The following is a 23,528-nucleotide window of genomic DNA, read 5'->3' as shown; positions in this document are numbered from 1 at the left end:
GACGCCCCCGCCATCGTCGCAAAGGTCCTCGCGGCGCTGGGGAAGGCCGAGGCCGCTCCAAGCCTGAGCGCCTAGCGGATCTCGGCGCAGCCGACGCGCGCGCCGGCGTTTCCGATCGGCTGCGTGGCGTGGTCATCCTCCGCGGCGTGGATGATCAGCGACGAGCCGTCCGCGTCGCGCAGGCCCTTCTCGCCGGTCAGCGTGACGGCATTCGTGAAGACCTCGGCATTGACGGAACCGTCCGCCGTCGCGAAGACGTTCGGCAAGTCGCCGTCGTCCGGCCCATCCGCGTTCAACAGGCCGTGCTTGCGGCCACCATGGTTCACATGCGCCTTCGCCTTCTCGAACTTGGCCGTGTCGCTGCAGTCGCCGACTGCGTGCAGGTGAATGCCGTGCCAGCCCGGCGTCACCGAGCCCGGCTGCAGCGTGACTCGGAGCACCACGCCGGTCGCGCCGCCGCGAAGCTGCAGCGTTCCGATCGGCTTGCCCGCATTGCCGCCCACCGGCACATCCACGGGAGCGGGAGACTGCGCCAGGGCGGGCAGAGGCAGGACGAACGCGGCGGCGAGGACGGCGTGACGAAGCATGGGGGGATCTCCGGCTATCGGAATAGGCGCCCGGCGGCAGCGCCGGAGCGCAAAGTGGACCCCGACATGATGTCGTCATCGCGACGCGCATGGCCACTCGGGCGAACACGCCCGTGAGCAGTCCCGCACGCGCCGACGTCGCCCTTGTCTCGCGCGGCCTCTTCGCCAGCCGCGCGAAGGCGCAGGAGGCCATTGCCGCCGGGCTGGTCACCGTCAACGGCAGGCCCGTCCGGAAGGCGTCCGAGACGGTGTTCGAGACCGACGAAGTGACGGCGCGCGCGCCCTACCCGTGGGTATCCCGGGGCGGCGTGAAGCTCGCCCATGGCCTCGACCGTTTCGGCTACGATCCCGCCGGCCGGGACTGCCTGGACGTCGGAGCATCGACAGGGGGCTTCACCGAGGTGCTTCTGTCGCGCGGCGCGGCGCGGGTGACCGCGGTCGATGTCGGGCGAGGTCAGCTCGATCCCCGGCTGCACGGCCATGCGCGGGTGATCTCGCGCGAGGGCCTCGATGCCCGGGAGCTCTCGACGGCGGACCTGCCCGCCCCGCCGTCGCTCATCACCTTTGATCTCAGCTTCATTCCGCTGAAGCTTGTCATTCCTCACGTTCTCGCACTCGCCGCTCCTGACGCGGCCGTGATGATGCTGGTCAAGCCGCAGTTCGAGGCCGGGCGAGCCGAGATCGGCAAGGGCATCGTCCGCGACCCCGCCGTGCACGCCCGGGTCTGCCGGGAGGTGCGCGACTTCGTCGGCCAGCTCGGCTGGAGCGTGGACGGCATCGAGCCCTCGCCCATCGAGGGCGGCGACGGCAATCGCGAGTTTCTGCTCGGTGCGCGGCGGGGCGCCTTCCCCGCGGAGAACGCCCGTGGCTGAGACCGTCCGCATCGACCGCCTTGGGCAGCGCGGCGACGGGGTCGCCGACACGCCGTCGGGCCCGGTGCACGTGCCCCTCGCCCTTCCCGGCGAGACAGTCACGGTCGACCGCGAAGGCGACGCCGCGCGGCTGGTCGCCATCGACGTGCCCTCGCCGGAAAGAGCCGAACCGCCCTGCCCCTTGTTCGGCCGCTGCGGCGGCTGCGCCGCCCAGCACATGGGTGCGTCTCTCTACGAAGGCTGGAAGCGGGACATGGTTGTCTCGGCCCTGCGCCGCGCCAGGCTGGATGCACCCGTTTCCCCTCTGGTGCGCGCCCATGGCGACGGCCGCAGGCGCGTCACGTTCCATGCCCGCCGGGGCGAACACGGCGTGGCCGTCGGTTTTATGGCGGCGCGCAGCCATCAGCTCGTCGAGGTCGACGCCTGCCCTGTGCTGGCGCCCTCGCTGGCCGGCGCGCCGGAGGCGGCCCGCATCGTCGCTGCTGCGCTGATGGGTTCAGGCAAGCCGCTGGACGTGCAGGTCACGGCAACGGCGAATGGCCTCGACATGGACGTCCGCGGCCACGGCCCGGCCTCGCCCCGGATCCGGGCAGCGCTCGTCGCGGCGGCCGGGCGTGCCGACCTCGCCCGTCTCAGCCTGCACGGCGAGCTGATCGTCGAGCGCCGGCCGGCTCTCGTGCAGGCCGGGCCTGCCACTGTCCTGCTGCCCCCGGGCGCCTTCCTCCAGGCAACGGCGGCCGCCGAGGAGACGCTGGCCAGGCTTTCAGCGGACGCCCTGTCGGGCGCGAAGAAGGTGGCGGACCTGTTCTGCGGCATCGGTCCTTTCGCCCTGCGGCTCGCCGGCAAGGCCACCGTCACCGCCTTCGACGGCGATGCCCCCGCCATCGCCGCTCTCCAGCGTGCCGTCCGCGAGACGCACGGCCTGCGGCCCGTGACAGCCGAGGCACGCGACCTCTTCCGCCGGCCACTGCTGACCGCGGAGCTTGCAGCCTTCGACGGCGTGGTCATGGATCCGCCCCGAGCCGGCGCGGAGGCACAGTCGCGCCAATTGGCCAGCTCGAAGGTGCCCGTCGTGGCCAGCGTCTCCTGCAGCGCGCAAACATTCGCGCGGGATGCCGCAATACTCGTGCACGGCGGGTACAGGCTGGAATCCGTGGTTCCCGTGGACCAGTTCCTGTATGCGGCGCATGTGGAAATCGTCGGCGTATTCCGCCGGCCCAGCACCCGCCGCCGTGCTGGCCTGCTGGGATGATCGTCGACCTGGTCCAGACGAGGAGACGTTTGTGAGTGCGAGTGATGTGGCCACCGACGGCGCGCTCTCCGCGTTCGCCGCCATCGTCGGCTCGCGCCATGTCATGACGGCCGAGGCGGAAACCGCCCCGTACCTGACGGAATGGCGAAAGCTCTTCACCGGCCGTGCGCTCGCCGTGCTGCGCCCCGGTTCAGTTCAGGAGGTTTCTGCTCTCGTGCAGGTCTGCGCGGAACGCAGGATCCCGATCGTTCCACAGGGCGGCAATACGGGCCTCGTCGGCGGGCAGACGCCAGACACGAGCGGACGCGCGGTCGTTCTGTCGCTCGGACGCCTCGACCGCGTACGGGACGTGGACCCTCTCGGCGACACTCTGGTGGCGGAGGCCGGCGTCACGCTCCAGCGGGTGCAGGAGGCGGCCGAGGCGGTCGACCGCCTCTTTCCTCTGTCCCTTGCCTCGGAAGGCACCTGCACCGTCGGCGGCAACATCGCGACCAATGCCGGCGGCACGGCAGTGCTGCACTACGGCAACATGCGCGAGCTCGTGCTGGGCCTGGAGGTTGTGCTGGCGGACGGCCGGGTCTGGAACGGGCTGGGCCGGCTGCGCAAGGACAACACGGGCTACGACCTGCGCAATCTCTTCATCGGATCCGAGGGAACGCTGGGCGTGGTTACCGCCGCCGTCCTGAAGCTCTTCCCCAGGCCCGGGCGCATCCTCACCGCCCTTGCGGCCGTACCCTCGCCGGACGCGGCGCTGGACCTTCTGGCGCGCGCCAAGGGCCGTGCGGGTGGCGTCGCCACAACCTTCGAGCTCCTGCCGCGCTTCGCCATGGAGCTCGTCACCGCCCACATGCAGAACACGCGGGACCCGTTCGCGAAGCCCTACCCGTGGTACGTTCTGATGGAGTTGTCCGGCGGCAGCGACGCGGACCTGCAGGGACCGGCCGAGCGCATGCTCGCGGACGCGATGGAGGCTGGCGTGGTGCTGGATGCCGTCATCGCCGCATCGTCAGACCAACGCGATGCGCTGTGGCGGCTGCGGGAAATGCTCCCACACGCCCAGAACAGGGCTGGTGCCTCGATGAAGCACGACATTTCCCTGCCAGTCGCGCTCGTGCCCCGCTTCGTTGCGGAGACGCTCCCCGAGCTGGAGCGGATGGTCCCGGGGTGCCGCCCCCTGCCCTATGGCCATGCGGGGGACGGCAACCTGCACTTCAACATCAGCCAGCCCGAGGGCATGGATCCCGCCGCGTTCATGGACAGCTGGCCCGCCGTCAGCGCGCTCGTCTACGCGCGGGTGCTGGCGCTGGGCGGCTCGGTGTCGGCCGAGCACGGCATCGGCCAGATGAAGCGCGACCTGCTGGCCGCGACCAAGGATCCGGTGGCGCTCGACCTGATGCGCCGCTTCAAGGCTGCTCTCGACCCCGACGGCATTCTCAATCCCGGCAAGGTGCTCTGAGGGCGAAACGCCACAAATCCGCCATGCCTGCTTAACCGCGCCTTCACCGCCGGCATGGCTCCGTTCGAGGATGGCGGCACGCAATGAGGCGCCGCCGAGCGGAGGGCCGTCCATGCCCGTCGATGCCGTCTCCAGCACCGCGAAGGCCAGCGGCGCCGCCAGCGACGCCCGCCTGGCGCGCGGTGCCGTGCTCGATGCCCGCGTGACCAGCGTCGGGAACGACGGGACGGTACGGATCGCAACGGCGTTCGGCAGTGCGGACCTTGCCACCGACGTGCCGCTCGAGCCGGGGCAGGCGGTACGCCTGGTTGTCCAGAACGCCGCGGCGGGGCTGACGCTCGCGTTCCTCACCGACGAGACGGGCGCCCAGCAGGCGCCGCAGCAACCCGCCGCGCCGGCGACGCCCGGCCCGGCGCAAGCCCCTGCCATCCTTCGCGCCGTTGCCGAGGTGATGCAGCGCAGCGGCCCGTCCGCGGCCGGCATGACCGCGCTCTTTGCCAACCTGCCGACGCTCCTGAAGGGCGAGACGGCCGGACTTCCGACGGCTGCTGTGCAGCCGGCTGTCGACGTCCTCACCCATGCCCTGTCGGCCGAAAAGCCGGTGACGGCGCAGGCGGTGAAGGCCGCCATCACGGGCTCCGGCGTTTTCCGTGAGGCACGGCTGGCGAGCGGGCAGCCCGCTGCCGCCCAGCCGGCGGCCGACCTGAAGTCGGCCCTCATCGCATTCCGGACCGTGCTGGGCAGCGTCGTCGAAGCCTTCGATACCGTGCGCGCCAGCGGCCAGCCGGCGGCGCCGGCGAACACTGCGAGGTCCGGCGCTGCGGCTGCAGGCGTGTCCGACGCTAAGGACGTTTTGCAATCTGCAAAGTCCCAAACACCTCCACAGCGGCCCGGCAACGGTGCTCCGCCCGTACCCTCCACCGTCCGGGATGCAGCGCTTCCGCCCGCTCCGCCGACGGCCGCCGCAGCCGGTACCGCTGCAGAGGCAACGCAAGGCGCCACCCCGACGCCAGCACCACCGGCTCCAGGCGGCGCCGACGCGGCGCCTCAAAACGCCACTTTGGACACTGCGGCAGCCACGCAGGCCCGGCCGCCCGCAGCAACCTTGCCGCCAGCCTCATCCGGTGTCCGACCGGCCGACGATCCATCCCCCTCGCCTGCCGAGCCGCGCGCACTCCCGCCCGCCATCGCCGCCGCGGTCGCCAACCTGCCCGAGCCCGGCCGCTCGCAGCTGGTGCGCCTGCTCACGCGAACGCTGTCGGGCGAAGCGCCGGACAACGCATCGGTGCGCGAGATCCTGCTCAAGGCCGGCGTCGTCGGCGACACGGCCCTGGCCTCGCGCGGGCCGGATGAGCGGCCGGATCGTGCCATGCTCGGGCGCTACGCCGACGCCGCCATGCGCGCGGCGGGTCCGGACGCCCGGAGCTCGCAGACCTCCCCGCCACCCCGGGCCGATGCTCCGCCCCGGCCGGAGCCGTCGTCGGTCGCGACGCTCTCCAACGATTCGGGAACGGCAGAAACTGTGCGCTTGCTTCTGCGCGAGACGGACCAGGCGATCGATCGAACACTCCTGAACCAGTACGCCTCGTTGCCCCGTGACGCCGGCACGCCCGGGGCGCCGCAGGGCCAGCATGCTCAGGCATGGGTCATGGACGTCCCCGTCCTGATCGGGCGCGAGGCCACGGCGGCGCAGATGCGCATCACCCGCGATGGCGGTGGTCAGGGCAGTTCCTCGCAAAACGATCCGCCGCGCTGGAGCGTCGATTTCGCCCTCGACTCGATGGCGCTCGGCCCCGTGCATGCCCATGTCCGCCTGATCGGCGACGGTGTCGGAGTGACGATGTGGGCCGAGCGGCCCGACACGGCGCAGACGCTCAAGGACTCGTCCGCTCAGCTGCGCAGGTCCCTGTCCGACGCCGCACTGGCCGTCGACGAGGTCGACTTCCATCTCGGCGCGCCGGTGCGCCCGGCCGCGCCCAAGGGATATCTTGTGGACACCCAGTCATGAGCGCGCCTGCCGCCACCCGCATCGCGGTCGCGCTGCAATACGAACGCGGAACCGGCGCGCCGCGGGTCACGGCCAAGGGCCGCGGACAGGTGGCCGAGAACATCATCGCGTCGGCGGAAGAGCATGGCGTCGCCCTGCAGGAGGATCCGCTCCTTGCCGAGGCGCTCGCCAGGTTGCCGCTCGACGACGAGATCCCGGAAGAGCTCTATCGCGCCGTGGCCGAGGTGATCGGCTTCGTGCTGCGCCTGGCGCGCATGCGCGCCGGCGGCTGACGCTCAGAACAGGCTGCCCTGCTCGGGTTCCGGGGGCGCGGGCTTGGGCGAAGGCTTCCCAGGGGCGCCGGCCAGCGAGCCGGGAGGCAGCGGCCGGGTCCTGTCGCGGTCCACGGGCAGAAGATCGACGACGTCGTCCCCTGCCGGCTGCAGAATCCGGGCAATGGCGGCCGGATCGTCATTGTGCGGATCGAGCCATGCCGCGAAGTCCGCCGGCTCCACGATCACGGGCATGCGTTCATGAATGGCCGCAACGGTGCCGTTCGCGGCGGTGGTGAGGATGGCAGCGGTGTCGATCTCCGAGCCGTCGGCCCCCGCCCAGGTCTCCCAGAGGCCGCCCATGGCCATGGGCGCACCATCCCTCCGCCTGACGAGGAACGGCTGGCGGGAGGCGGACTTCCCGGTGCCGCTGCGCTGCCACTCGTAGAATCCGTCGGCGGGCACCAGGCAGCGCCTGCGCCGTATGGCGTTGCGAAAGGCGGGCTTGTCGGCAGCCGTTTCGGCCCGCGCGTTGAAGAGCAGCGGAAAGTCGCCGGGATCCTTGACCCAACCCGGCAGGAACCCCCAACGCACCAGCAGAAACCTGCGGCGGCCGTCGATCTCGGCGACGATGCCGATCGGCTCGGTGGGTGATACGGTCTCTCGCGGCGGGAACGGATGCTCGTCCTCGTACCCGAAAAGCGCCTGCACCACCTGCGGCGTGACCGAGAGCGAGTAGCGTCCGCACATCAGGCAGTCAGAGCCATTTCTTCCACCGGAAGAAGACATAGGGAAGGATGGCCGCCATCACCATGGCCATCAGCGCCATCGGATAGCCGAACTTGAAATGCAGCTCGGGAATGCTCTCGAAATTCATCCCGTAGATCGACGCGATCAAGGTCGGCGGCATGAAGATGACGGCCATCACCGAGAACAGCTTGATGATGTTGTTCTGCTCGAGATTGACCAGTCCGAGGGTCGCGTCGAGCAGGAACTGGATCTTCTGAGACTGGAAGGTCGCGTGCTCCTCCAGGCTTTGCAAGTCTCGCAGCGTACTCTTCACTTCTTCCCGCAGATCCTTGGAAACGCCGGAATTTCTGTAGGTCGCCGACATGTAGAGCAGGACGCGCTCGACCGAGACGAGGCTCTCACGGATCTTCGAGATGAGGTCGCCGTGGCGCCCGAGCGCCCGCAACACCTCCTGGTACTCCTCGCTGCGGCGGCGGGCATCTCCGCGGCCCTCGAAGACGATGCGGGAGGTCTTGTCCAGTTCGCTTCCCGTGATCTGCAGAACGTCCGCGGCCCGATCGATAATGGCGTCGAGCAAGGCGGAGACCAGTCCTTCCATGGTCGGTTCGCACGCGCCGGGGCGGGCAATGCGGTTGCCGAACATCTGGAAGGCCATGGGATCGACGTAGCGGACGGTGATCATCACCCCGTCCTTCAGAATGATCGAGACGCCCTCGATCTCGGGCTCCTTGTTGGCACGCGAGACGAGCCGGACCGTCAGGTAGCGGGCGCCGTCCTCCGTATAGAGAAGCTCGGACGGCTCGATGTCGCCCATGTCCTCGCGTGTCGGGACCGAAATGCCGAGATGGTCCTCGACCTTCCGGTCCTCCTCCCGCGTGGGTTCGAGGAGATCGATCCAGCGGGTCTGGGGCGGGATCGGCTCGTTGGGCCCGAGCAGATGCTGGCCGAAGCGCGACGCGCCGGGTTGCTGCGCTTCAGCAAGCGTGTGAACGTAGATCATGGCAGGTCAAATTGCCTTGGCTGGGCCGAGGTCGGCCGGGGAAACGCTGTCGTCGGGAATGAAGAAATCTGAGACGAGCGGCTGGGTCGGATCGACACGATAACCGTCGAAGTCGGTGACACCTTCCGAAGCCAGGAAGGTGTCGTCGATGAGGAAATTGCCCGTGAAATCCCGCGCCGGCTTGAGAAATACCTGGCATGCCGCGTCGGCGACGATCTGTGGGGTCCGGCTGGCGCGCATCACGGCGTCGCCCCCAAGCAGGTTGCGGATCGCAGCGGTCGCGATCGTGGTTCGCGGCCAGAGTGCGTTGACCGCGATGCCGCGGTCCCTGAGTTCGCCCGCGAGCCCGAGCACCACGAGGCTCATGCCGTACTTGGCCATGGAATAGGCGAGGTGCGGGGCGAACCACTTCTCCTTGAGGTCGAGCGGCGGCGCCAAAGCGAGGATGTGAGGGTTCCCGGCCTTCTCGAGATAGGGGATCGCCAGCTTCGAGACCATGAAGGTGGCCCGCGCGTTCACCTGGTGCATCAGGTCGAAGCGCTTCATGTCGGTTGCGTGCGATGGCGTCAGCTGGATAGCCGAGGCATTGTTGACGACAATGTCGATGCCGCCAAACATTGCCGCCGTCTTCTCCAGTGCCGCCCTCACCTGCCCTTCGTCGCGGACGTCGACCGCCAGCGCGAGTGCTCTCCCGCCTGCGGCCTCAACCGCTTCCGCCGCCGTGTGAATGGTGTTCTCGAGTGTCGGGTGCGGCTCCACCGTTTTCGCGGCGATCGCCACGTTCGCCCCGTCCGCGGCGGCCTTCAGGGCAATGGCAAGGCCGATGCCGCGCGAGGCGCCGGTGACGAAGAGGGTCTTGCCCCTGAGCGAATTGGTCATGCCTGCAATGATCCTCGCCAGCGATTGCGCGCACCCTAGACACGCGCCCCTCGGGACGGCAACCGCTCCTGCTCAGGCCGGCGGCACGAAACGCGCCGGGCGTGTCCCGTCGGCGTCCGCAAACCCGTATTCGACTGCCAGGTCGGCGACGAAGAGCGAGGCTCCCGCCTTTCCCCGCACATCGGGATCCAGCGCCAGCACCACGACGGCACGGCCCGCGTAGAACGGTGTTTCGGTGGCATCTTCGGCCATCCCGGCGTCAATGACGCGCTCTGTCCTGACGAACCCCGGGGTCAGGTGCAGGGCAGTCACCCCCACCGGCGCGGCCTCGCGCGAGACGATCCCAGCGGCGGCAAGGATGCCGTTCATGCCGAGGTCCCAGACGGGGTCGCCGAGGGAGGCACCCTGCGCATCGAACCCCACCGATATCAGAAGTCCCTTCCCCGCCTGGGCCATCAGCGGGACGAAGGCACGTGCCGTTGCAACCAGCGCCAGCGGACCGGTGCGGAGCGCCACCTCGACGCCGGTCAGCGGCCGGCGGAAGAAAGGCGTCCCGAATGCCGTGCCGTCGGCATGCGCCCGGCCATCGAAGCCCTCGTTCCCACCCCAGACTGAGACGGCAACCAGGTCGGGCGGCCCGAACCGCCGCAATGTCCAGGCGGCGAAGTCATGCAACGCCCGGGCATCGGTGTGGTCGCAGACGTAGGGCTGGCCGCGGCCCCCGGCCTCCGTCACCAGTTCCGCAGTATCTTCCACCGTTTCGGGGCGGCCCTCCGTGCGATAGCCGAAGCGCGTGGAGCGCGCCGAGCAGATCACCGTCGCGCCTGCCTCGCCCAGCGCCTGAGCGATGCCACGGCCAACGCCGCGCGAGGCTCCGGCCACGATGCAGACGCGGCCAGCCAGCGGCCGGGCTTCACCTTTTCCTGTCATGCGGCGGAGAGGGCTTCGGCGGATGGAAGCGCGTCGCCCGCCGACAGCACCGTTCGCGCCAGCCCCGGCGCTCCCGGCAGAACGTTGGCCGCGAAGAAGCGCGCCAGCGCGGCCCTGCCGGTATCCCCGGCCAGCGCTTCCTCCAGCAGGTTGGCGGCGCCCAGAGTGTCTCCGAACAGCTGCAGGTAGGGGGTGGCACCGGCCAGGGCGTCGGAGATGCGGCCCTCCCGCTGCGCCGCCAGGAGCCCGGCAGTGGCGTCGTCGAGGGCGCGCACGGCATCCGACAGGAGCCGGGCGGCGGCGCCGAGCTCGCCGTCATTGGCAGCTGCGGCGCGATCCGCCACGCGGCGAAGGCCGGCGATGACGCCCGCCACCGCGTCCCCCCCGCGCAAGGACAGTTTGCGCGTCACGAGGTCGATGGCCTGGATGCCGTTCGTGCCTTCGTAAATGGCCGCGATGCGGGCATCGCGCAGGTGCTGTGCAGCCCCGGTCTCCTCGATGAAGCCCATCCCGCCATGAACCTGGATGCCAATGGAGGAAACCTCGATCCCCGCATCCGTGGACCACGCCTTCGCGATGGGGGTGAGCAGCGCGGCGAGGTCGGCGGCGTCCGCGTCGCCCGCCCGCTCGGCGCGGTCGATCGCGGCGGCGGTTCGGTAGCAGATGCCGCGCGCCGCCCGGGTCTTGGCAAGCATCATGGACAGCATGCGGCGGACATCGGGATGGTCGATGATGGGGCTCATCGCGGCACCGGAGGCGCCCGGGGCACGGCCCTGCCGGCGTTCCTGTGCGAAGGCGAGCGCCCGGCGGTAGGCGCGCTCGGCCACCGCGACGCCCTCCAGTCCCACGGTGAGGCGCGCCGAGTTCATCATCGTGAACATGCAGGCCAGCCCGCGATTCTCCTCGCCGACCAGCCAGCCCACGGCGCCCTCCCTGGCCCCGTAGACCATGGTGCAGGTGGGAGCCGCGTGAATGCCGAGCTTGTGCTCGATGCCCGCGCAGAACACGTCGTTGCGCCGGCCCGGGCTGCCGTCTTCATCCGGAATGAACTTCGGCACGAGGAACAGCGAGATGCCTCGTGTTCCCGGCGGTGCATCCGGAAGCCGCGCCAGGACGAGATGGACGATGTTCTCGGTCCAGTCGTGCTCGCCATAGGTGATGTAGATCTTCTGGCCGCGGATCCGGTACGTGCCGTCGCCGGCCGGCTCGGCCTGCGACGTCAGCGCTCCGACGTCGGATCCCGCCTGTGGCTCGGTGAGGTTCATGGTCCCGGTCCACTCGCCGGAGACGAGCCGGGGCAGGTACAGCCGCTTCAGCTTGTCCGAGCCATGCGCCGCGAGGGCGTCAATGGCGCCAGCGGTGAGAAGCGGGCCGAGCGCGAACGCCATCGAGCCCTGGTGCCAGATTTCGCTGCAGGCAGCCTGGATGACGCGCGGCAGTCCCTGCCCGCCATGCTCCCGCGACGCGGCGAGGCCGTTCCAGCCATTGGCGATCCAGCGGCGATAGGCGTCGGCAAACCCCGCGGGCGTCGTGACGGCCCCGTCCTTCAGAACGCATCCGGCGATGTCCCCCGCCCTGTCGAGCGGCGCGAGTTCCTCGGCCGCGAAGGTGCCCGCCGCGTCGAGGACCGTTTCGGTGAGTCCTTCGGCAAGTTCCGGCGCGATCCCCTCCGCGAGAAGCCCGTCGAGGCCCGCCACGTGCCGCAACGTGAAGAGCAGGTCGTCAGTCGGCGGACGGAAGGTCATGGCGGCGCTCCGGGCCTCGGCGGTCTGGGCAGCCGGGCGAGTGCCGGAGCCTAGTGCGCTTTCTGGTTTCCCTGAACCCCAAAGCGCACTAGAGACCCGCCTCGTGACACACAACCCCGCAGGTTTCCCCACCGAGCGCCTCGCCGCAGACGAGGCCGGGATCGCACGCGCGTCAGAGTTGCTGCGCCAGGGCGCCTGCGTCGCCTTTCCCACCGAGACCGTCTATGGCCTCGGAGCGGACGCCACGAATGGCCGGGCGGTGGCCGGGATCTACGAGGCGAAGGGCCGCCCGAGCTTCAATCCGCTGATCGCTCACGTGCCCGACCTGGCAGCGGCGAGGCAGCAGGGCGAGTTCAACGAGGCCGCGCTCAGGCTCGCCAAGGCCTTCTGGCCCGGGCCGCTCACCTTGGTCGTGCCTCTTGCCGCGACGTCCGACGTATCGTCGCTGATGACGGCGGGGCTCGACAGCATCGGCCTGCGGATTCCCGATCATCCCGTCGCGGCAAAACTTCTGCGCGCCGTCGGGCGGCCTGTGGCGGCTCCGTCGGCAAACCGCTCCGGCCGCGTGAGCCCGACGACGGCCGCCCACGTCCTTGCCGATCTCGATGGTCTCATCGCTGCCATCGTTGACGGCGGGGCCACGCAGGTCGGGGTGGAGTCGACGATCGTCGACTGCCGGGACAGACCAGCGCTGCTGCGCCCGGGCGGCATCGCGCGCGAGGCGATCGAGCGGGTGCTCGGCCACCCTTTGGCCCAGGCTGCTGATTCGGGGAGCGCCCCGGTGGCTCCGGGACTGCTTGCCTCGCACTACGCACCGGATGCCGCAGTGCGGCTCGAAGTCGAGGCCGTGCGGCCCGGTGAGGCTGTGCTCCTGTTCGGCAGGGCCATGCCGACGGGGATCGAGGCCGCCGGCGCGGTCGAGAATCTGAGCCCGGAAGGTGATCTCGCCGAAGCGGCGTCGAACCTCTTTGCGGCGCTGCGGCGGCTCGATGCCTCAGGCGCGGCGAGCATCGGCGTCGCGCCCATTCCAGCGGTAGGGCTGGGCGAGGCCATCGTCGACCGCCTGCGCCGTGCGGCAGCCCCTCGTCAGGCTGCCTTCAATCCAGCCTCGCGTACGAGTCCGGACAGGTAGGTATTTCGAGCATCGATGAACGCGACGAGCCTCGCGGCATAGTCCTCGGGAACGGCTGCCTTGACCGACGGACGCGCGGAAAGTCCTTTACGCCAAGCCTGCACCTTGGGCAGTCCGGCGAGGAAGCCAAAGTCCCGGATCCGGTCAAAGGTATCGACATAGCGAAACACCGGTCCGTAGACGGCGTCCACGAGGCCGAACCGCTCGCCGCCGAAGAACGGCCCTCTGACCTCGCCTTCCAGCCGGCCGAACTTCCCGGCGATGGTGGCGCGCTTGGCTTCGAAACTCTCGGCGTCCGGCGCGGAGTAGAAGCCCCCGATGTCTGCAAGAATCGAGGAGCCGAACTCCATCCACGCCCGCTGCCGGGCCTTTTGCAGCGGATCGCTCGGGTGGAGGGACCCGGGTGTCACCTCGTCGATGAACTCGGCGATGACGCTGGATTCGAACAGCACCTCTCCGTCGACCTTCATCACCGGCACCTTGCCAGTGGGAGAGATCGCCAGGAACCAGTCCGGCTTGTTTGCGAGGTCGATATAGGTGCGGTCGTATTCGACGCCCTTTTCTTCCAGCGCGATGATGGCGCGCTGCACGTAGGGGCACAGATGGTGGCTCATCAGATGCGGTTTGAAGGCGCTCATGGGGGAAGCTCCTGACGAGAAAAAAGCGCCGCGGTTTCCCGCGGCGCCAGGGGAGGATGGCGTCAGGCCAGTGCCACGCGACCCGTTTCGCCAGGAACCGTCGAGGACTTCAGGGCGAAGGCGCCGTCACCGGCGAGCGCCACCGTGGCGGCGATCACGACGAGGAAAGCGGGATATTCCCAGCCGCCATTAGCCGACGTGAACAGCCAGCCATTGCCGGAGTGGACGACAAGTGCGCCCAGCAGGACGGGGATGAGCAGAGCCGCAACCCAGCGTGCGTAGATGCCGAGGATCAGCGCGATGCCGCCGATGAATTCGGCGAGGAACACGGGCCACGCGAAGACGGGCGGGAAGCCGACCTGGGCGAGGAAGCCGGCGAAGCCAGGCATCGTGAAGACGACGTACTTCAGGAGGGCGTGGGCGACGAACATCAGTCCGAGCGCGACGCGAAGGGCGAAGATGCCGTAGGGGGCGGTGCGTTGGTCGATCATGGTGGACACTCCGAGAGAAGCGGAAACGATGCAGGACGATGTATCTTTTCCGCAGCGCAAATCCATGATTGAAGGGGAAAGACTATTCTTGCAGGAGCGCAAATGGACCGCTTGCCGTGGGACGATTTCCGGCTGGTGAAAGCCATTGCCGACACCCGGTCGCTGGCAGGTGCGGCCGAGATGCTCGTGGTGAATCACTCGACGGTGTTCCGACGGCTCGGAGACGTCGAGCGCCGGCTCGGCACGCCTCTCTTCGAGCGTCATCGCACGGGCTATGCCCTGACTCCGGCCGGCGAGGAGATGGTGGCGCTCGCCGACCGCATGGACCGCGATGTCGCCAGCTTCACCCGCCGCCTTGCGGGGCAGACCCTCACTCCCTCTGGCGAATTGCGCGTCACCACCAACGACACGCTCCTGATCCACCTGCTGATGCCGGTGCTGGCCTCCTTCCGCCGCACCTATCCCGAGATCCGCGTCGACATGGTTCTCTCGAACCAGGCGCTGAACCTCTCCAAGCGCGACGCGGACATCGCCTTGCGGGCCACGGATTCGCCGCCGGAGACGCTGGTCGGCCGCCGCCTCGCCTCGATCGTCTGGGCGGTCTACGGCAGGCGTGTCGACTTTCCGGAGGCGGCCGGCGGCGAGGCCGTTTCGCCCGAGCGGATTGCGGTTGCGCAATGGGTGTCGCTCGGCGACCAGTTCGGCCATCTCAAGGCGGCGCGCTTCGTGCGGGACACGGTGCAAAACGAGAAGGTGGCCCTGAAGATCAACTCAGTGCTCGGGCTGAGCGAAGCCGTGGAAGAGGGTATCGGCATCGGCCCCCTCCCCGCCTTCATCGCGGACCGCAAGCCGGCCCTGGTGCGGCTGACGCCTCTCAACCCGGAGTTCGCGGCCGGGCTTTGGCTCCTCACCCATCCAGACTTGCGCGCCTCGCCGCGCATCCGCGCCTTCCTCGACGCGGCGGCGGCTGAAATCGTCAAGATGCGCCCCCTGATCGAGGGCGACCGGCCCTGGGTGACCTGAGCAGGCAGCCTAAGCCAGCCGTTGCGCCTTGCACGAGGGTACCCCCGGGAGCACACTCCCTGCGTGTGTCAACGGGGGGCGACCATGACCGACATCGGAAACAGAGGGCTGACGGGTTCTTCGCTCGCGACCGGCCTCGGAGCGTTACGCGCCAAATGGGGCTGGGTGGTCGGCATCGGAATCGCGCTGATCGTCTTCGGGCTGATCGCGCTTGGAAGCGTGGTCGCCGCGACTGTCGCGAGCGTCTGGGTGGTGGGCATTATGATGCTGATCTCAGGCGCGGCCGAGGTCGCCAATGCCTTCGCGGTGAAGACCTGGGGCAAGTTCTTCCTGTGGGCCCTACTCGGGCTGCTCTACGGTCTGGCAGGCGTTTTCACGATCATGAACCCGGTGCTGGCGGCAGGCGTGCTGACGCTGCTGCTCGGCGCCGGCCTCGCCGCCTCGGGGATCGTGCGCGTCATCCTCGCCTTCCAGATGCGCGAGGGAACGCCGTGGGGCTGGGTGGTCCTGTCGGGCCTCATCACCCTGCTGCTCGGGCTCATGATCCTGGCCAAGTGGCCGGTCTCAAGTCTGTGGGTGCTGGGCACGTTCCTCGGAATCGACCTCGTCTTCGCCGGCGTCAGCTGGGTCGTCGTCGGCCTTGCACTGAAGCGCGCGAGCTGACCCGGGGACACGGCCGCCGGACGGAACCCGCGGCCGCTTCCGCCCGTTTCCGGCCGGGCCTGCCGCGCTCCAGCCTCGGTTCACCCTTAGGCCGGGTTGCCACGGCATCTGCGATGTCGGATTGAAAGCGGGCCGGTATCCGCCACGCGGCGGACAGGCAAACGGGGACGCATAGAATGACCAAGTGGGTCTACACCTTCGGCGACGGCAAGGCGGAGGGGCAGGCGGACATGCGCAACCTCCTCGGCGGCAAGGGCGCCAACCTCGCCGAGATGAGCAATCTCGGACTTCCAGTTCCCCCCGGCTTCACCATCTCGACGGCTGTCTGCACCCACTTCTACGCCAACGACCGCAAGTATCCGGACGACCTCGCCGCTGCGGTGGACGAGGCCCTGGATTACGTCGGCCGGCTCACCGGCCGGAGCTTCGGCGATCCCGAAAACCCGCTCCTGGTTTCCGTGCGCTCTGGCGCCCGCGCGTCCATGCCGGGAATGATGGACACCGTCCTCAATCTCGGCCTGAACGACGTCACCGTGGAGGCTCTTGCAAAGAGCTCGGGGGACGCCCGCTTCGCCTGGGACAGCTATCGCCGCTTCATCCAGATGTATGGCGACGTGGTGCTGGGCGTGGACCACCACCATTTCGAGGACCTGCTGGAGGAGTTCAAGGACCGCAAGGGCCTGACCCTGGACACGGAGCTCACGGCCGAGAACTGGCGCAAGCTCGTCGGCGACTACAAGGGCGTCGTGCAGACTCAGCTCGGCCGTCCCTTTCCGCAGGATGCCCGCGAGCAGCTGTGGGGCGCCGTCGGGGCGGTCTTCGGCTCGTGGATGAACCCGCGCGCCAACAAGTACCGCGAATTGCACGGCATCCCGGCGAGCTGGGGCACTGCCGTCAACGTGCAGGCCATGGTGTTCGGCAATCTCGGCGAGACGTCGGCCACCGGCGTCGCCTTCACCCGCAACCCCTCCACTGGCGCAAAGGAGCTCTACGGCGAGTTCCTGATCAACGCGCAGGGCGAGGACGTGGTGGCCGGCATTCGCACCCCGCAGGACATCACGGAAGCGGCCCGCAAGGCCGCCGGATCGGACCGGCCGTCGCTGGAAGTGGCGATGCCCGAGGCGTTCCACGAGTTCCTGCGCATTTGCGCCCTGCTGGAGAAGCACTATCGCGACGTCCAGGACGTCGAGTTCACCATCGAGCGCGGCAAGCTCTGGATGCTGCAGACGCGCAATGGCAAGCGCACGGCCAAGGCAGCCCTGAAGATCGCGGCGGAGCTTGCGGCCGAGGGGCTGATCACGAAGGAGGAGGCGATCGCCCGCATCGAGCCGGCGAGCCTCGACCAGCTGCTGCACCCCACGATCGACCCTTCCGCCGAGCGAAAGCTGATCGCCTCCGGCCTGCCGGCCTCTCCGGGCGCAGCCGGCGGTGAGATCGTCTTCGACAGCGGCGAGGCCGAGACCGCCAAGGCAGCCGGACGCAAGGTGATCCTGGTGCGCGTCGAGACCTCGCCAGAGGACATTCACGGCATGCACGCCGCCGAAGGCATCCTCACCACGCGTGGCGGCATGACCTCCCACGCCGCAGTCGTGGCACGCGGCATGGGCAAGCCCTGCGTCTCCGGCGCGGGCGGCCTGCGGGTCGACTACGCGTCTCAGACCATGACCGCCGGCGGCGTTACGTTAAAGAAGGGCGACTGGCTCACCATCGACGGCACCACCGGACAGGTGCTGGCCGGCGAAGTCCGCATGCTGCAGCCCGAGCTCTCCGGCGAGTTCGCCACGCTCATGGAATGGGCCGACGGTGTGCGCAGGATGAAGGTGCGCGCCAACGCCGAGACGCCGCTCGACGCGCGCACGGCCCGCAAGTTCGGGGCGGAAGGCATCGGGCTCTGCCGCACCGAGCACATGTTTTTCGAGGGCGACCGAATCCTTGCGGTGCGCGAGATGATCCTCGCGGACGACGAGGCGGGCCGGCGCGCGGCGCTGGCCAAGCTACTCCCGATCCAGAGGGCCGACTTCGTCGAGCTCTTCACCATCATGAGCGGCCTGCCCGTTACGATCCGTCTTCTCGATCCGCCGCTGCACGAGTTCCTGCCGCAGTCCGACGAGGAGATCGCCGAAGTTGCCGCCGCGATGGGAGCTCCGGCCGAAAAGCTGAAGCGCCGCGCGGCCGAGCTGCACGAATTCAATCCCATGCTCGGCTTCCGCGGCTGCCGGCTGGCCGTCGCCTATCCGGAAATAGCGGAGATGCAGGCCCGCGCCATCTTCGAGGCGGCGGTCGAGGCGGCACGCTCGACTGGCAAGGCCGTGATCCCGGAGGTGATGGTGCCGCTGGTGATGACGCGGCCCGAGCTCGATCTCGTGAAGTCGCGCATCGACGCGATGGCTGAAGCCGTGCGCAAGGAGACGGGACAGGCGTTCGACTACCAGGTCGGCACGATGATCGAGCTCCCGCGCGCCGCCATAATGGCCGGCGACATCGCGGCCTCGGCCGAGTTCTTCTCCTTCGGCACGAACGATCTCACCCAGACGACGCTCGGCATCTCGCGCGACGACGCGGCGAGCTTCCTCGGCCCCTATACGGCCAAGGGCATCCTCCCCGCGGACCCCTTCGTCACGCTCGACCAGGACGGCGTCGGGGAGCTGGTGAAGATGGCCGCCGAGCGCGGCCGCAAGGCGCGGCCGGACATTAAGCTCGGCATCTGCGGCGAGCATGGCGGAGATCCCGCCTCCATTTCCTTCTGCGAGACGGTTTCCCTCGACTACGTCTCGTGCTCGCCCTACCGCGTTCCCATCGCTCGCCTTGCCGCTGCGCAGGCGGCGATCGGCTCGAAGGTCGCCAGCTCCGCCTGACGACATGAACCTTCCCGGGCCGCCTACGAGGCGGTCCGGTTAACCCTCGCTCAACCTTACTGCCGGATAAACGAATTCACGGGCATTCGACCGATCCGCTTCCGTGCGGCCGGCCTGGGTCCCTGGCTTCGGGTGGCGGCGAGGTTGCGTCGGGATGGTGGGTGCCGGTCTGCGTTGGGCGTTCGCGACGGTCTCCCCGTGGGTTCTCGCGGCGGCGGTCCTCGTCTCGATTTCAGCCGATGCGGGTGTCGACGCCACCTTCGGCGGGTACGAGGTGGTGAGCCCGTCTCCAGCCCTCGCCATCCCCCAGCCGAGCCGGCTCGTCCCCGGCGTGGGCACAGCCGAACTGGCCGTGGCCCCCCGCTTCTCCATCCCAGGCCAGTCCGGCATGGTGCACACGGTGCGTCTGCCGGATCCCGATAGTCCGGTCGAGCCGAGCGGCCCTCTCTTTCCTCCGAGGGACGAGCTGAAGACGACGGTTCAGGGCTTCCCCAACGTCAACCGCGTCGGCAAGGGAGACGCACTGGTCACGCTCAGGCCAGCCGTGGATCTGCTCCCCCTAGCACCCGCGCGCCCCCCCGTGCTGTCGCAGGATTCAGAGCTTCTTCCTCCCACGATCCTGATGCCGATGGGCGACGTCGCGCCGGGTCTTGATTCGGTGGCCCGGTTCGAGCCGGAAGCGGATTTCGAGGCCACGACGCCCCGCGCCGGCCTGGCCGACAATTCACCCACGGCCGGGCATTCGGAACTCACGGCCGCCGCCCGGGCCTCCGGCACCACGACGACAGGCGTGGGCTCCACCCCTTCCGTGCCGCGCGCCATGGCACTCTCCTCCACGACGCCGGCCCCCTCGGATGCAACGCCGGTCGAGATCGCCGCGGCCCCCGTGTCGCCGGACGGACTGGCTGCACTTCGTGCGCGCGGCGGCGGCATGACCGAGATCCCTCGCACCGAGGACGGCAGGCCGAGCTACGCCAGCCTGATCGATCCCCAAGCCATGTCGCGGGAAGAGCGGTGTCTCGCCGAGGCGGTGTATTTCGAGGCGCGCAGCGAGCCGGAAGCCGGACAGGCCGCGGTGGCTCAGGTGGTGTTGAACCGCGTGAAGAGCGGCCTCTACCCCACGAGCGTCTGCGGCGTCGTCTACCAGAACCGCAATCGCAAGTTCGCCTGCCAGTTCTCCTTCGCCTGCGAAGGCAAGGCTCTGCGGATCTCCGAGCCCGACTCCTGGGAAACGGCCGTCCGGATCGCCCGCGAGGTCACCTTCGGCGAGACCTACAACTCGGAGGTTGGCGGGGCGACCCACTACCACGCCAACTATGTGCGCCCCTTCTGGGCGAAGCGCCTGAAGAAGATGGACGTGATCGGCCGCCACATCTTCTACAAGCTCAAGCCCGGACAGACGTAGCGACGGTTGATCGACTTGCCGAACCTCAAGCCGGTAAAGTGTCCGCTCCTGCTGTCACCGCCTGACCGCGAGGCCTTGCCCGGCCTGGAGCGATACGCCACAACCCCTGAGGCACTTCAGGAGGACAGGGCATGGGCAAGTTCACTGCTGTCGTCGTCGACAAGTCCGACGCGGGATATTCCTGCGCTTTCCGCGACATGGACGATGCCGAGCTCATGGACGGCGACGTCACGGTCCGCGTCACGCATTCGACGGTGAACTACAAGGACGGGCTCGCCGTCACCGGCAAGTCGCCGGTCGTGCGCCGCTTCCCGATGGTGCCGGGCATCGACTTTGCCGGCATTGTCGAGACCTCCACGCATCCCGCCTTCGCGGCAGGGAACGAGGTGGTCCTGAACGGCTGGGGCGTGGGCGAGACGCATCTCGGAGGCTATGCCGGCCGGGCCCGGGTCAAGGGCGACTGGCTGATCGGAAAGTCGGCCGGGCTCTCGCTGGCCGAAACGATGGCCATTGGCACTGCCGGCTACACCGCCGCCCTCGCCGTGCTGGCCCTCGAGAGGCACGGCCTTGCGCCGTCGCATGGCCCGGCGCTGGTCACAGGCGCCGCCGGCGGCGTCGGCTCGGTCGCCATCGCGCTGCTGGCTGCACGGGGCTGGCACGTCATCGCTTCGACCGGCCGTGCCGCGGAAGCGGAGTACCTGAAGGGGCTCGGCGCCGCGGAGATCATCGACCGCGCGGAGCTCTCCGCCCCGGGCAAGCCGCTGGCGAAGGAGCGCTGGGCCGCGGCGATCGACAGCGTCGGGTCCGTGACCCTCGCGAATGTTTTGGCCGCGACACGCTATGGCGGCGCGGTGGCGGCCTGCGGGTTGGCGCAGGGCATGGATCTGCCGGCGACGGTGGCGCCCTTCATCCTGCGCGGCGTGTCGCTGCTTGGGATCGACAGCGTCAATGCACCGCGCGAGCGGCGGCTGGAAGCCTGGGGCTTCCTCGACCGGGAGCTCGACCGCGGCAAGCTCGCGGCGATGACGACTGCCATCCCGTTCGAACGGGTCATCGACGTGGCCCGCGAGATTCTCGGGGGAACCGTGCGCGGCCGCGTCGTGGTCGAGATCGGCTGACTCTCAGGCGTCGTGCAAGCCGGGCTCGGCCAGACCCGGGTAGAGATAGGGGTGGCCGGACGACCAGTCGAAATTGGGATCCTCCCACGCCGCCATCTTGCCCGGGTTCAGAAGTCCCCTGGGATCGGCCTCGTTCTTGAAGGCCAGTTGCACCGTGTCCGTGCGTTTCATGCCGCCCTCTTCCAGCGTGAAGCGATGCGGATCGAAGATCACAGCACCGGCCTGCTCGTGCAGGTGCATGATGTCGTCCAGCCGCTCCTCGGTCGTGAAGCGGACGAGGGGTATGCCGAAGCAGGCGACGCGCCCGTCCAGCCTCATGAACTCGACATGGGCCGGTACCTCGTCGCCGAGCCTTGCATGCAGGTCGGCAATCGTCCGCAGGGTGTCTGCTTCCGGATAGAGCGCCTGGAGGTAGGTGATCGAGGGGTCCACGCGCAGTGCCCGCAGCGTGGTGTGGTTCCAGGTGAGCTCGAAGGCGGGCGGCAGGTCCGCCGCCTCCTCCTCCGTGACGAGATCGCTGCGGAACAGCACCTCTGCCCCGCGCCAGCGATCGAGAAAGGCGACGAACGCGCCGACGGCAAATTCCGCCACGGTCGTGATGACGACAGCCTTCTCGCGCGGCAGAAAGCGGCGATGCTGGGTGAAGCAGTCGCACGGCACCGGTGCGTCGACGACACTGAGGTTCTTGAGCAGCAGGCCGTCGAGGCGGGCCAGCGCATCTGCGAAGGTCAGCGCCTCCGGCAGGCTGTCGAACCCCACAATGGCGTCTACCCATCCATAGGCCGGTGCGAGAGGCATCTCGACCTGCGTGATGATGCCGTTCGTGCCATAGGCGTGACTGACCTTGTGCAGGTCGGCGCCGGTGAGGTCGAGGAGACGAGGCGACTTCTCCATCGTGGCCACGCGCAGGCGCAGGATGTTGCCCCAATCCCGCAGGCCGCCCCAGCGCACCGAGCCGACGCCCGTGGAACCGCCCGCAACGAAGCCGCCCAGAGTCGCGGTACGGGAGCTGGAGGGGTGGATCCGCAGTTCCTGCCCGGACGCCGAGCGGGTGACATCATCCAGAAGTGCCATCGTCACGCCCGGATCCGCAACGACCCGCCCGGCCGAGACCGCGCCGACCGACGCGAAGCCCGACAGATCGAGCACGATGCCGCCCGCTAGAGGCATGGCCTGGCCGTAATTTCCGGTCCCTGCACCCCTGGGCGTAACCGGAATGCCCATTTCGTAGGCAACCGCCAAGGCGTGCACCACCTCCTCTTCCGAGATCGGGCACACCACGGCGTCGGCCGAGACGTGGTCCAACAGCCGCTTCAGCCTCGGCGAGTACCAGAAGAAGTCGCGACTCTTCTGCCGTACAACCGAAGGGTTGCCCTCCAGCCTGACCCCGTCCAGCCGCTGACGGAGCAGGTCAATATCGATTCTCGGTGCCATGGGTCCCCGCACCGGCGCAAAGGCGCCGCAGGGCTCCCTGCACGCTGCGTGCCGCGGACGCCGGCTTCAGGCCGGCTTGCCGATGGCCTTGAAACGCCGTGTCTGGTCCACCAGCGCGCGCTCCGTCGGCAGCCGCTCCATCGACGAGGCGCCGTAGAAGCCGTGGCAGTTCTTCGTATTGGCCAGCACGTAGCGGGCATCGTCGGGCTCGGCGACAGGACCCCCGTGCACCAGCACGATGATGTCCTTGCGCACCTTCAGCGCCGCCTCCGCCCACGCATCGACGAGAGCCGGGCACTCCTCCAGCTTCAGGGCGACACCGGCGCCGATCGAGCCCCCGGTCGTCAGCCCGAGGTGGCATACGATCACGTCCGCTCCGGCCCGTGCCATGTCAGCCGCCTGGCCGGGATCGAACACGTAAGGCGTCGTGAGCAGGTCCCGCTCGGCGGCCTTTCGCACGAGATCGACCTCGAGCGCGTACGACATGCCGGTCGCCTCGAGGTTGGCGCGGAACACGCCGTCGATGATCCCGACCGTCGGAAAGTTCTGGATCCCTGAAAAGCCCATGGCGGCGATGTCGTCGAGAAACTTGTCGACGATGAGGAACGGATCCGTGCCGTTGACGCCCGCGAGCACCGGCGTATGGCTGACGACAGGCAGCACCTCGCGCGCCATCTCGACGACGATCTCGTTGGCGTTGCCATAGGCGAGCAGGCCGGCGAGGGATCCCCTGCCCGCCATGCGGTAGCGGCCGGAGTTGTAGATCACGATGAGGTCGATGCCGCCGGCCTCTTCGCATTTCGCGGAAAGGCCCGTGCCGGCGCCGCCGCCGACGATCGGTTCACCGCGCACCATCATGCCGCGGAACTTCTCCAGGATGGCCTTGCGCGGAATCCTCGGCACGATGCGTCCTCCATGATGATGGTCCGCCTGTCGCGCCGGCGGTTCGCCGCGACGTTACGGCGGGGAAGCGCAGGGCGCCACCCTCGCAGCTGCGCCTTATTCGCCAATGCGGTGGAGCGCCATCTTCGTCTCGCCG

General features: G+C 69.0%; 21 protein-coding genes. 11 read left to right on the top strand and 10 right to left on the bottom strand.

Annotated features, from left to right (window positions below; translation table 11 throughout):
• Positions 1-71: 71 nt before the first annotated feature.
• A complete protein-coding gene (locus AC5JCN_RS06300; RefSeq protein WP_495754178.1) occupies positions 72-587 on the bottom strand; it encodes a superoxide dismutase family protein in 516 nt (171 codons plus the stop codon).
• An 89-nt stretch (positions 588-676) separates the two neighbouring features.
• Between AC5JCN_RS06300 and AC5JCN_RS06295 the strand changes: the two genes are divergently transcribed.
• The 5 genes from AC5JCN_RS06295 (at position 677) to AC5JCN_RS06275 (ending at position 6,447) form a co-directional block, all read left to right on the top strand.
• Positions 677-1,459, top strand: coding sequence for a TlyA family RNA methyltransferase (locus AC5JCN_RS06295; RefSeq protein WP_495754177.1), 783 nt, complete (start codon positions 677-679; stop codon positions 1,457-1,459).
• Positions 1,452-2,711, top strand: a complete 1,260-nt coding sequence (locus tag AC5JCN_RS06290; protein ID WP_495754176.1) for a class I SAM-dependent RNA methyltransferase — start codon at positions 1,452-1,454, stop codon at positions 2,709-2,711. The genes AC5JCN_RS06295 and AC5JCN_RS06290 overlap by 8 nt, the downstream gene beginning before the upstream one ends.
• Positions 2,712-2,742: 31 nt before the next feature.
• Positions 2,743-4,167, top strand: a complete 1,425-nt coding sequence (locus AC5JCN_RS06285; RefSeq protein ID WP_495754175.1) for an FAD-binding oxidoreductase — start codon at positions 2,743-2,745, stop codon at positions 4,165-4,167.
• Between the two features lie 112 nt (positions 4,168-4,279).
• Complete coding sequence (fliK, locus tag AC5JCN_RS06280) at positions 4,280-6,175, top strand: flagellar hook-length control protein FliK (RefSeq protein ID WP_495754174.1); 1,896 nt, start codon at positions 4,280-4,282, stop codon at positions 6,173-6,175.
• The gene (locus AC5JCN_RS06275; protein ID WP_495754173.1) at positions 6,172-6,447 is read left to right on the top strand and encodes an EscU/YscU/HrcU family type III secretion system export apparatus switch protein; all 276 of its coding nucleotides are present in this window, start codon (positions 6,172-6,174) and stop codon (positions 6,445-6,447) included. The genes fliK and AC5JCN_RS06275 overlap by 4 nt, the downstream gene beginning before the upstream one ends.
• A gap of 3 nt (positions 6,448-6,450) precedes the next feature.
• On the opposite strand, the gene AC5JCN_RS06270 is transcribed toward AC5JCN_RS06275, so the two are convergent.
• The 5 genes from AC5JCN_RS06270 to AC5JCN_RS06250 form a co-directional block, all read right to left on the bottom strand.
• Entirely contained in the window at positions 6,451-7,176 is a 726-nt protein-coding gene (locus AC5JCN_RS06270; protein WP_495754172.1) for an SOS response-associated peptidase, read from the bottom strand.
• A gap of 7 nt (positions 7,177-7,183) precedes the next feature.
• On the bottom strand, positions 7,184-8,176 hold the full coding sequence (locus tag AC5JCN_RS06265; RefSeq protein ID WP_495754171.1) for a magnesium transporter CorA family protein: 993 nt from the start codon (positions 8,174-8,176) through the stop codon (positions 7,184-7,186).
• A 6-nt stretch (positions 8,177-8,182) separates the two neighbouring features.
• Positions 8,183-9,055, bottom strand: a complete 873-nt coding sequence (locus tag AC5JCN_RS06260; protein WP_495754170.1) for an SDR family oxidoreductase — start codon at positions 9,053-9,055, stop codon at positions 8,183-8,185.
• Positions 9,056-9,127: 72 nt separating this feature from the next.
• Positions 9,128-9,985 (bottom strand): SDR family NAD(P)-dependent oxidoreductase, encoded by an 858-nt coding sequence (locus AC5JCN_RS06255; protein WP_495754169.1) that lies wholly within the window; start codon positions 9,983-9,985, stop codon positions 9,128-9,130.
• Complete coding sequence (locus tag AC5JCN_RS06250) at positions 9,982-11,730, bottom strand: acyl-CoA dehydrogenase family protein (RefSeq protein ID WP_495754168.1); 1,749 nt, start codon at positions 11,728-11,730, stop codon at positions 9,982-9,984. Before AC5JCN_RS06250 ends, AC5JCN_RS06255 begins: the two co-directional genes overlap by 4 nt.
• Before the next feature lie 103 nt (positions 11,731-11,833).
• Between AC5JCN_RS06250 and AC5JCN_RS06245 the strand changes: the two genes are divergently transcribed.
• Positions 11,834-12,862, top strand: a complete 1,029-nt coding sequence (locus AC5JCN_RS06245; protein WP_495754167.1) for an L-threonylcarbamoyladenylate synthase — start codon at positions 11,834-11,836, stop codon at positions 12,860-12,862.
• Here AC5JCN_RS06245 and AC5JCN_RS06240 read toward each other — a convergent pair.
• A complete protein-coding gene (locus AC5JCN_RS06240; RefSeq protein ID WP_495754166.1) occupies positions 12,817-13,500 on the bottom strand; it encodes a glutathione S-transferase family protein in 684 nt (227 codons plus the stop codon). The two genes, AC5JCN_RS06245 and AC5JCN_RS06240, sit on opposite strands and share 46 nt — an antisense overlap.
• Before the next feature lie 62 nt (positions 13,501-13,562).
• Positions 13,563-13,991, bottom strand: a complete 429-nt coding sequence (locus tag AC5JCN_RS06235; RefSeq protein ID WP_495754165.1) for a DoxX family protein — start codon at positions 13,989-13,991, stop codon at positions 13,563-13,565.
• Positions 13,992-14,093: 102 nt separating this feature from the next.
• On the opposite strand from AC5JCN_RS06235, the gene AC5JCN_RS06230 reads away from it, so the two are divergent.
• The 5 genes from AC5JCN_RS06230 to acuI all read left to right on the top strand — a co-directional run bounded on the left by AC5JCN_RS06230 (position 14,094) and on the right by acuI (position 21,055).
• Positions 14,094-15,014 carry a LysR family transcriptional regulator gene (locus tag AC5JCN_RS06230; RefSeq protein WP_495754164.1) on the top strand — a complete coding sequence of 307 codons (921 nt, stop codon included), beginning with the start codon at positions 14,094-14,096 and terminating at the stop codon, positions 15,012-15,014.
• A gap of 84 nt (positions 15,015-15,098) precedes the next feature.
• Positions 15,099-15,677: an HdeD family acid-resistance protein gene (locus AC5JCN_RS06225; RefSeq protein WP_495754163.1), complete on the top strand. Its 579-nt coding sequence runs from the start codon at positions 15,099-15,101 to the stop codon at positions 15,675-15,677.
• A gap of 176 nt (positions 15,678-15,853) precedes the next feature.
• A complete protein-coding gene (gene ppdK, locus AC5JCN_RS06220; RefSeq protein WP_495754162.1) occupies positions 15,854-18,532 on the top strand; it encodes a pyruvate, phosphate dikinase in 2,679 nt (892 codons plus the stop codon).
• Positions 18,533-18,686: 154 nt separating this feature from the next.
• Entirely contained in the window at positions 18,687-19,937 is a 1,251-nt protein-coding gene (locus tag AC5JCN_RS06215; RefSeq protein ID WP_495754161.1) for a cell wall hydrolase, read from the top strand.
• Between the two features lie 131 nt (positions 19,938-20,068).
• The gene (gene acuI, locus AC5JCN_RS06210) at positions 20,069-21,055 is read left to right on the top strand and encodes an acrylyl-CoA reductase (NADPH) (protein ID WP_495754160.1); all 987 of its coding nucleotides are present in this window, start codon (positions 20,069-20,071) and stop codon (positions 21,053-21,055) included.
• Positions 21,056-21,058: 3 nt separating this feature from the next.
• Here the strand turns inward: acuI and AC5JCN_RS06205 are convergent, their stop codons facing one another.
• Together AC5JCN_RS06205 and AC5JCN_RS06200 are read right to left on the bottom strand one after the other, a co-directional pair.
• Entirely contained in the window at positions 21,059-22,489 is a 1,431-nt protein-coding gene (locus AC5JCN_RS06205; protein WP_495754159.1) for an FAD-binding oxidoreductase, read from the bottom strand.
• Between the two features lie 66 nt (positions 22,490-22,555).
• A complete protein-coding gene (locus AC5JCN_RS06200) occupies positions 22,556-23,392 on the bottom strand; it encodes a phosphoenolpyruvate hydrolase family protein (RefSeq protein ID WP_495754158.1) in 837 nt (278 codons plus the stop codon).
• Between the last annotated feature and the right edge of the window lie 136 nt (positions 23,393-23,528).

The organism is Alsobacter sp., from assembly GCF_059501845.1.
This window is presented reverse-complemented; position numbering and strand designations above follow the sequence as displayed.

What these genes read in the sequence shown, in the direction of transcription:
- fliK (WP_495754174.1), top strand. Translation starts at nt 4,280, where the DNA reads ATGCCCGTCGATGCCGTCTCCAGCACCGCGAAGGCCAGCGGCGCCGCC.
- AC5JCN_RS06250 (WP_495754168.1), bottom strand. Translation starts at nt 11,730, where the DNA reads ATGACCTTCCGTCCGCCGACTGACGACCTGCTCTTCACGTTGCGGCAC.
- AC5JCN_RS06205 (WP_495754159.1), bottom strand. Translation starts at nt 22,489, where the DNA reads ATGGCACCGAGAATCGATATTGACCTGCTCCGTCAGCGGCTGGACGGG.
- AC5JCN_RS06275 (WP_495754173.1), top strand. Translation starts at nt 6,172, where the DNA reads ATGAGCGCGCCTGCCGCCACCCGCATCGCGGTCGCGCTGCAATACGAA.
- ppdK (WP_495754162.1), top strand. Translation starts at nt 15,854, where the DNA reads ATGACCAAGTGGGTCTACACCTTCGGCGACGGCAAGGCGGAGGGGCAG.
- AC5JCN_RS06295 (WP_495754177.1), top strand. Translation starts at nt 677, where the DNA reads ATGGCCACTCGGGCGAACACGCCCGTGAGCAGTCCCGCACGCGCCGAC.
- AC5JCN_RS06300 (WP_495754178.1), bottom strand. Translation starts at nt 587, where the DNA reads ATGCTTCGTCACGCCGTCCTCGCCGCCGCGTTCGTCCTGCCTCTGCCC.
- AC5JCN_RS06240 (WP_495754166.1), bottom strand. Translation starts at nt 13,500, where the DNA reads ATGAGCGCCTTCAAACCGCATCTGATGAGCCACCATCTGTGCCCCTAC.
- AC5JCN_RS06265 (WP_495754171.1), bottom strand. Translation starts at nt 8,176, where the DNA reads ATGATCTACGTTCACACGCTTGCTGAAGCGCAGCAACCCGGCGCGTCG.
- AC5JCN_RS06270 (WP_495754172.1), bottom strand. Translation starts at nt 7,176, where the DNA reads ATGTGCGGACGCTACTCGCTCTCGGTCACGCCGCAGGTGGTGCAGGCG.
- AC5JCN_RS06225 (WP_495754163.1), top strand. Translation starts at nt 15,099, where the DNA reads ATGACCGACATCGGAAACAGAGGGCTGACGGGTTCTTCGCTCGCGACC.
- AC5JCN_RS06235 (WP_495754165.1), bottom strand. Translation starts at nt 13,991, where the DNA reads ATGATCGACCAACGCACCGCCCCCTACGGCATCTTCGCCCTTCGCGTC.
- AC5JCN_RS06230 (WP_495754164.1), top strand. Translation starts at nt 14,094, where the DNA reads ATGGACCGCTTGCCGTGGGACGATTTCCGGCTGGTGAAAGCCATTGCC.
- AC5JCN_RS06215 (WP_495754161.1), top strand. Translation starts at nt 18,687, where the DNA reads ATGGTGGGTGCCGGTCTGCGTTGGGCGTTCGCGACGGTCTCCCCGTGG.
- AC5JCN_RS06260 (WP_495754170.1), bottom strand. Translation starts at nt 9,055, where the DNA reads ATGACCAATTCGCTCAGGGGCAAGACCCTCTTCGTCACCGGCGCCTCG.
- AC5JCN_RS06255 (WP_495754169.1), bottom strand. Translation starts at nt 9,985, where the DNA reads ATGACAGGAAAAGGTGAAGCCCGGCCGCTGGCTGGCCGCGTCTGCATC.
- acuI (WP_495754160.1), top strand. Translation starts at nt 20,069, where the DNA reads ATGGGCAAGTTCACTGCTGTCGTCGTCGACAAGTCCGACGCGGGATAT.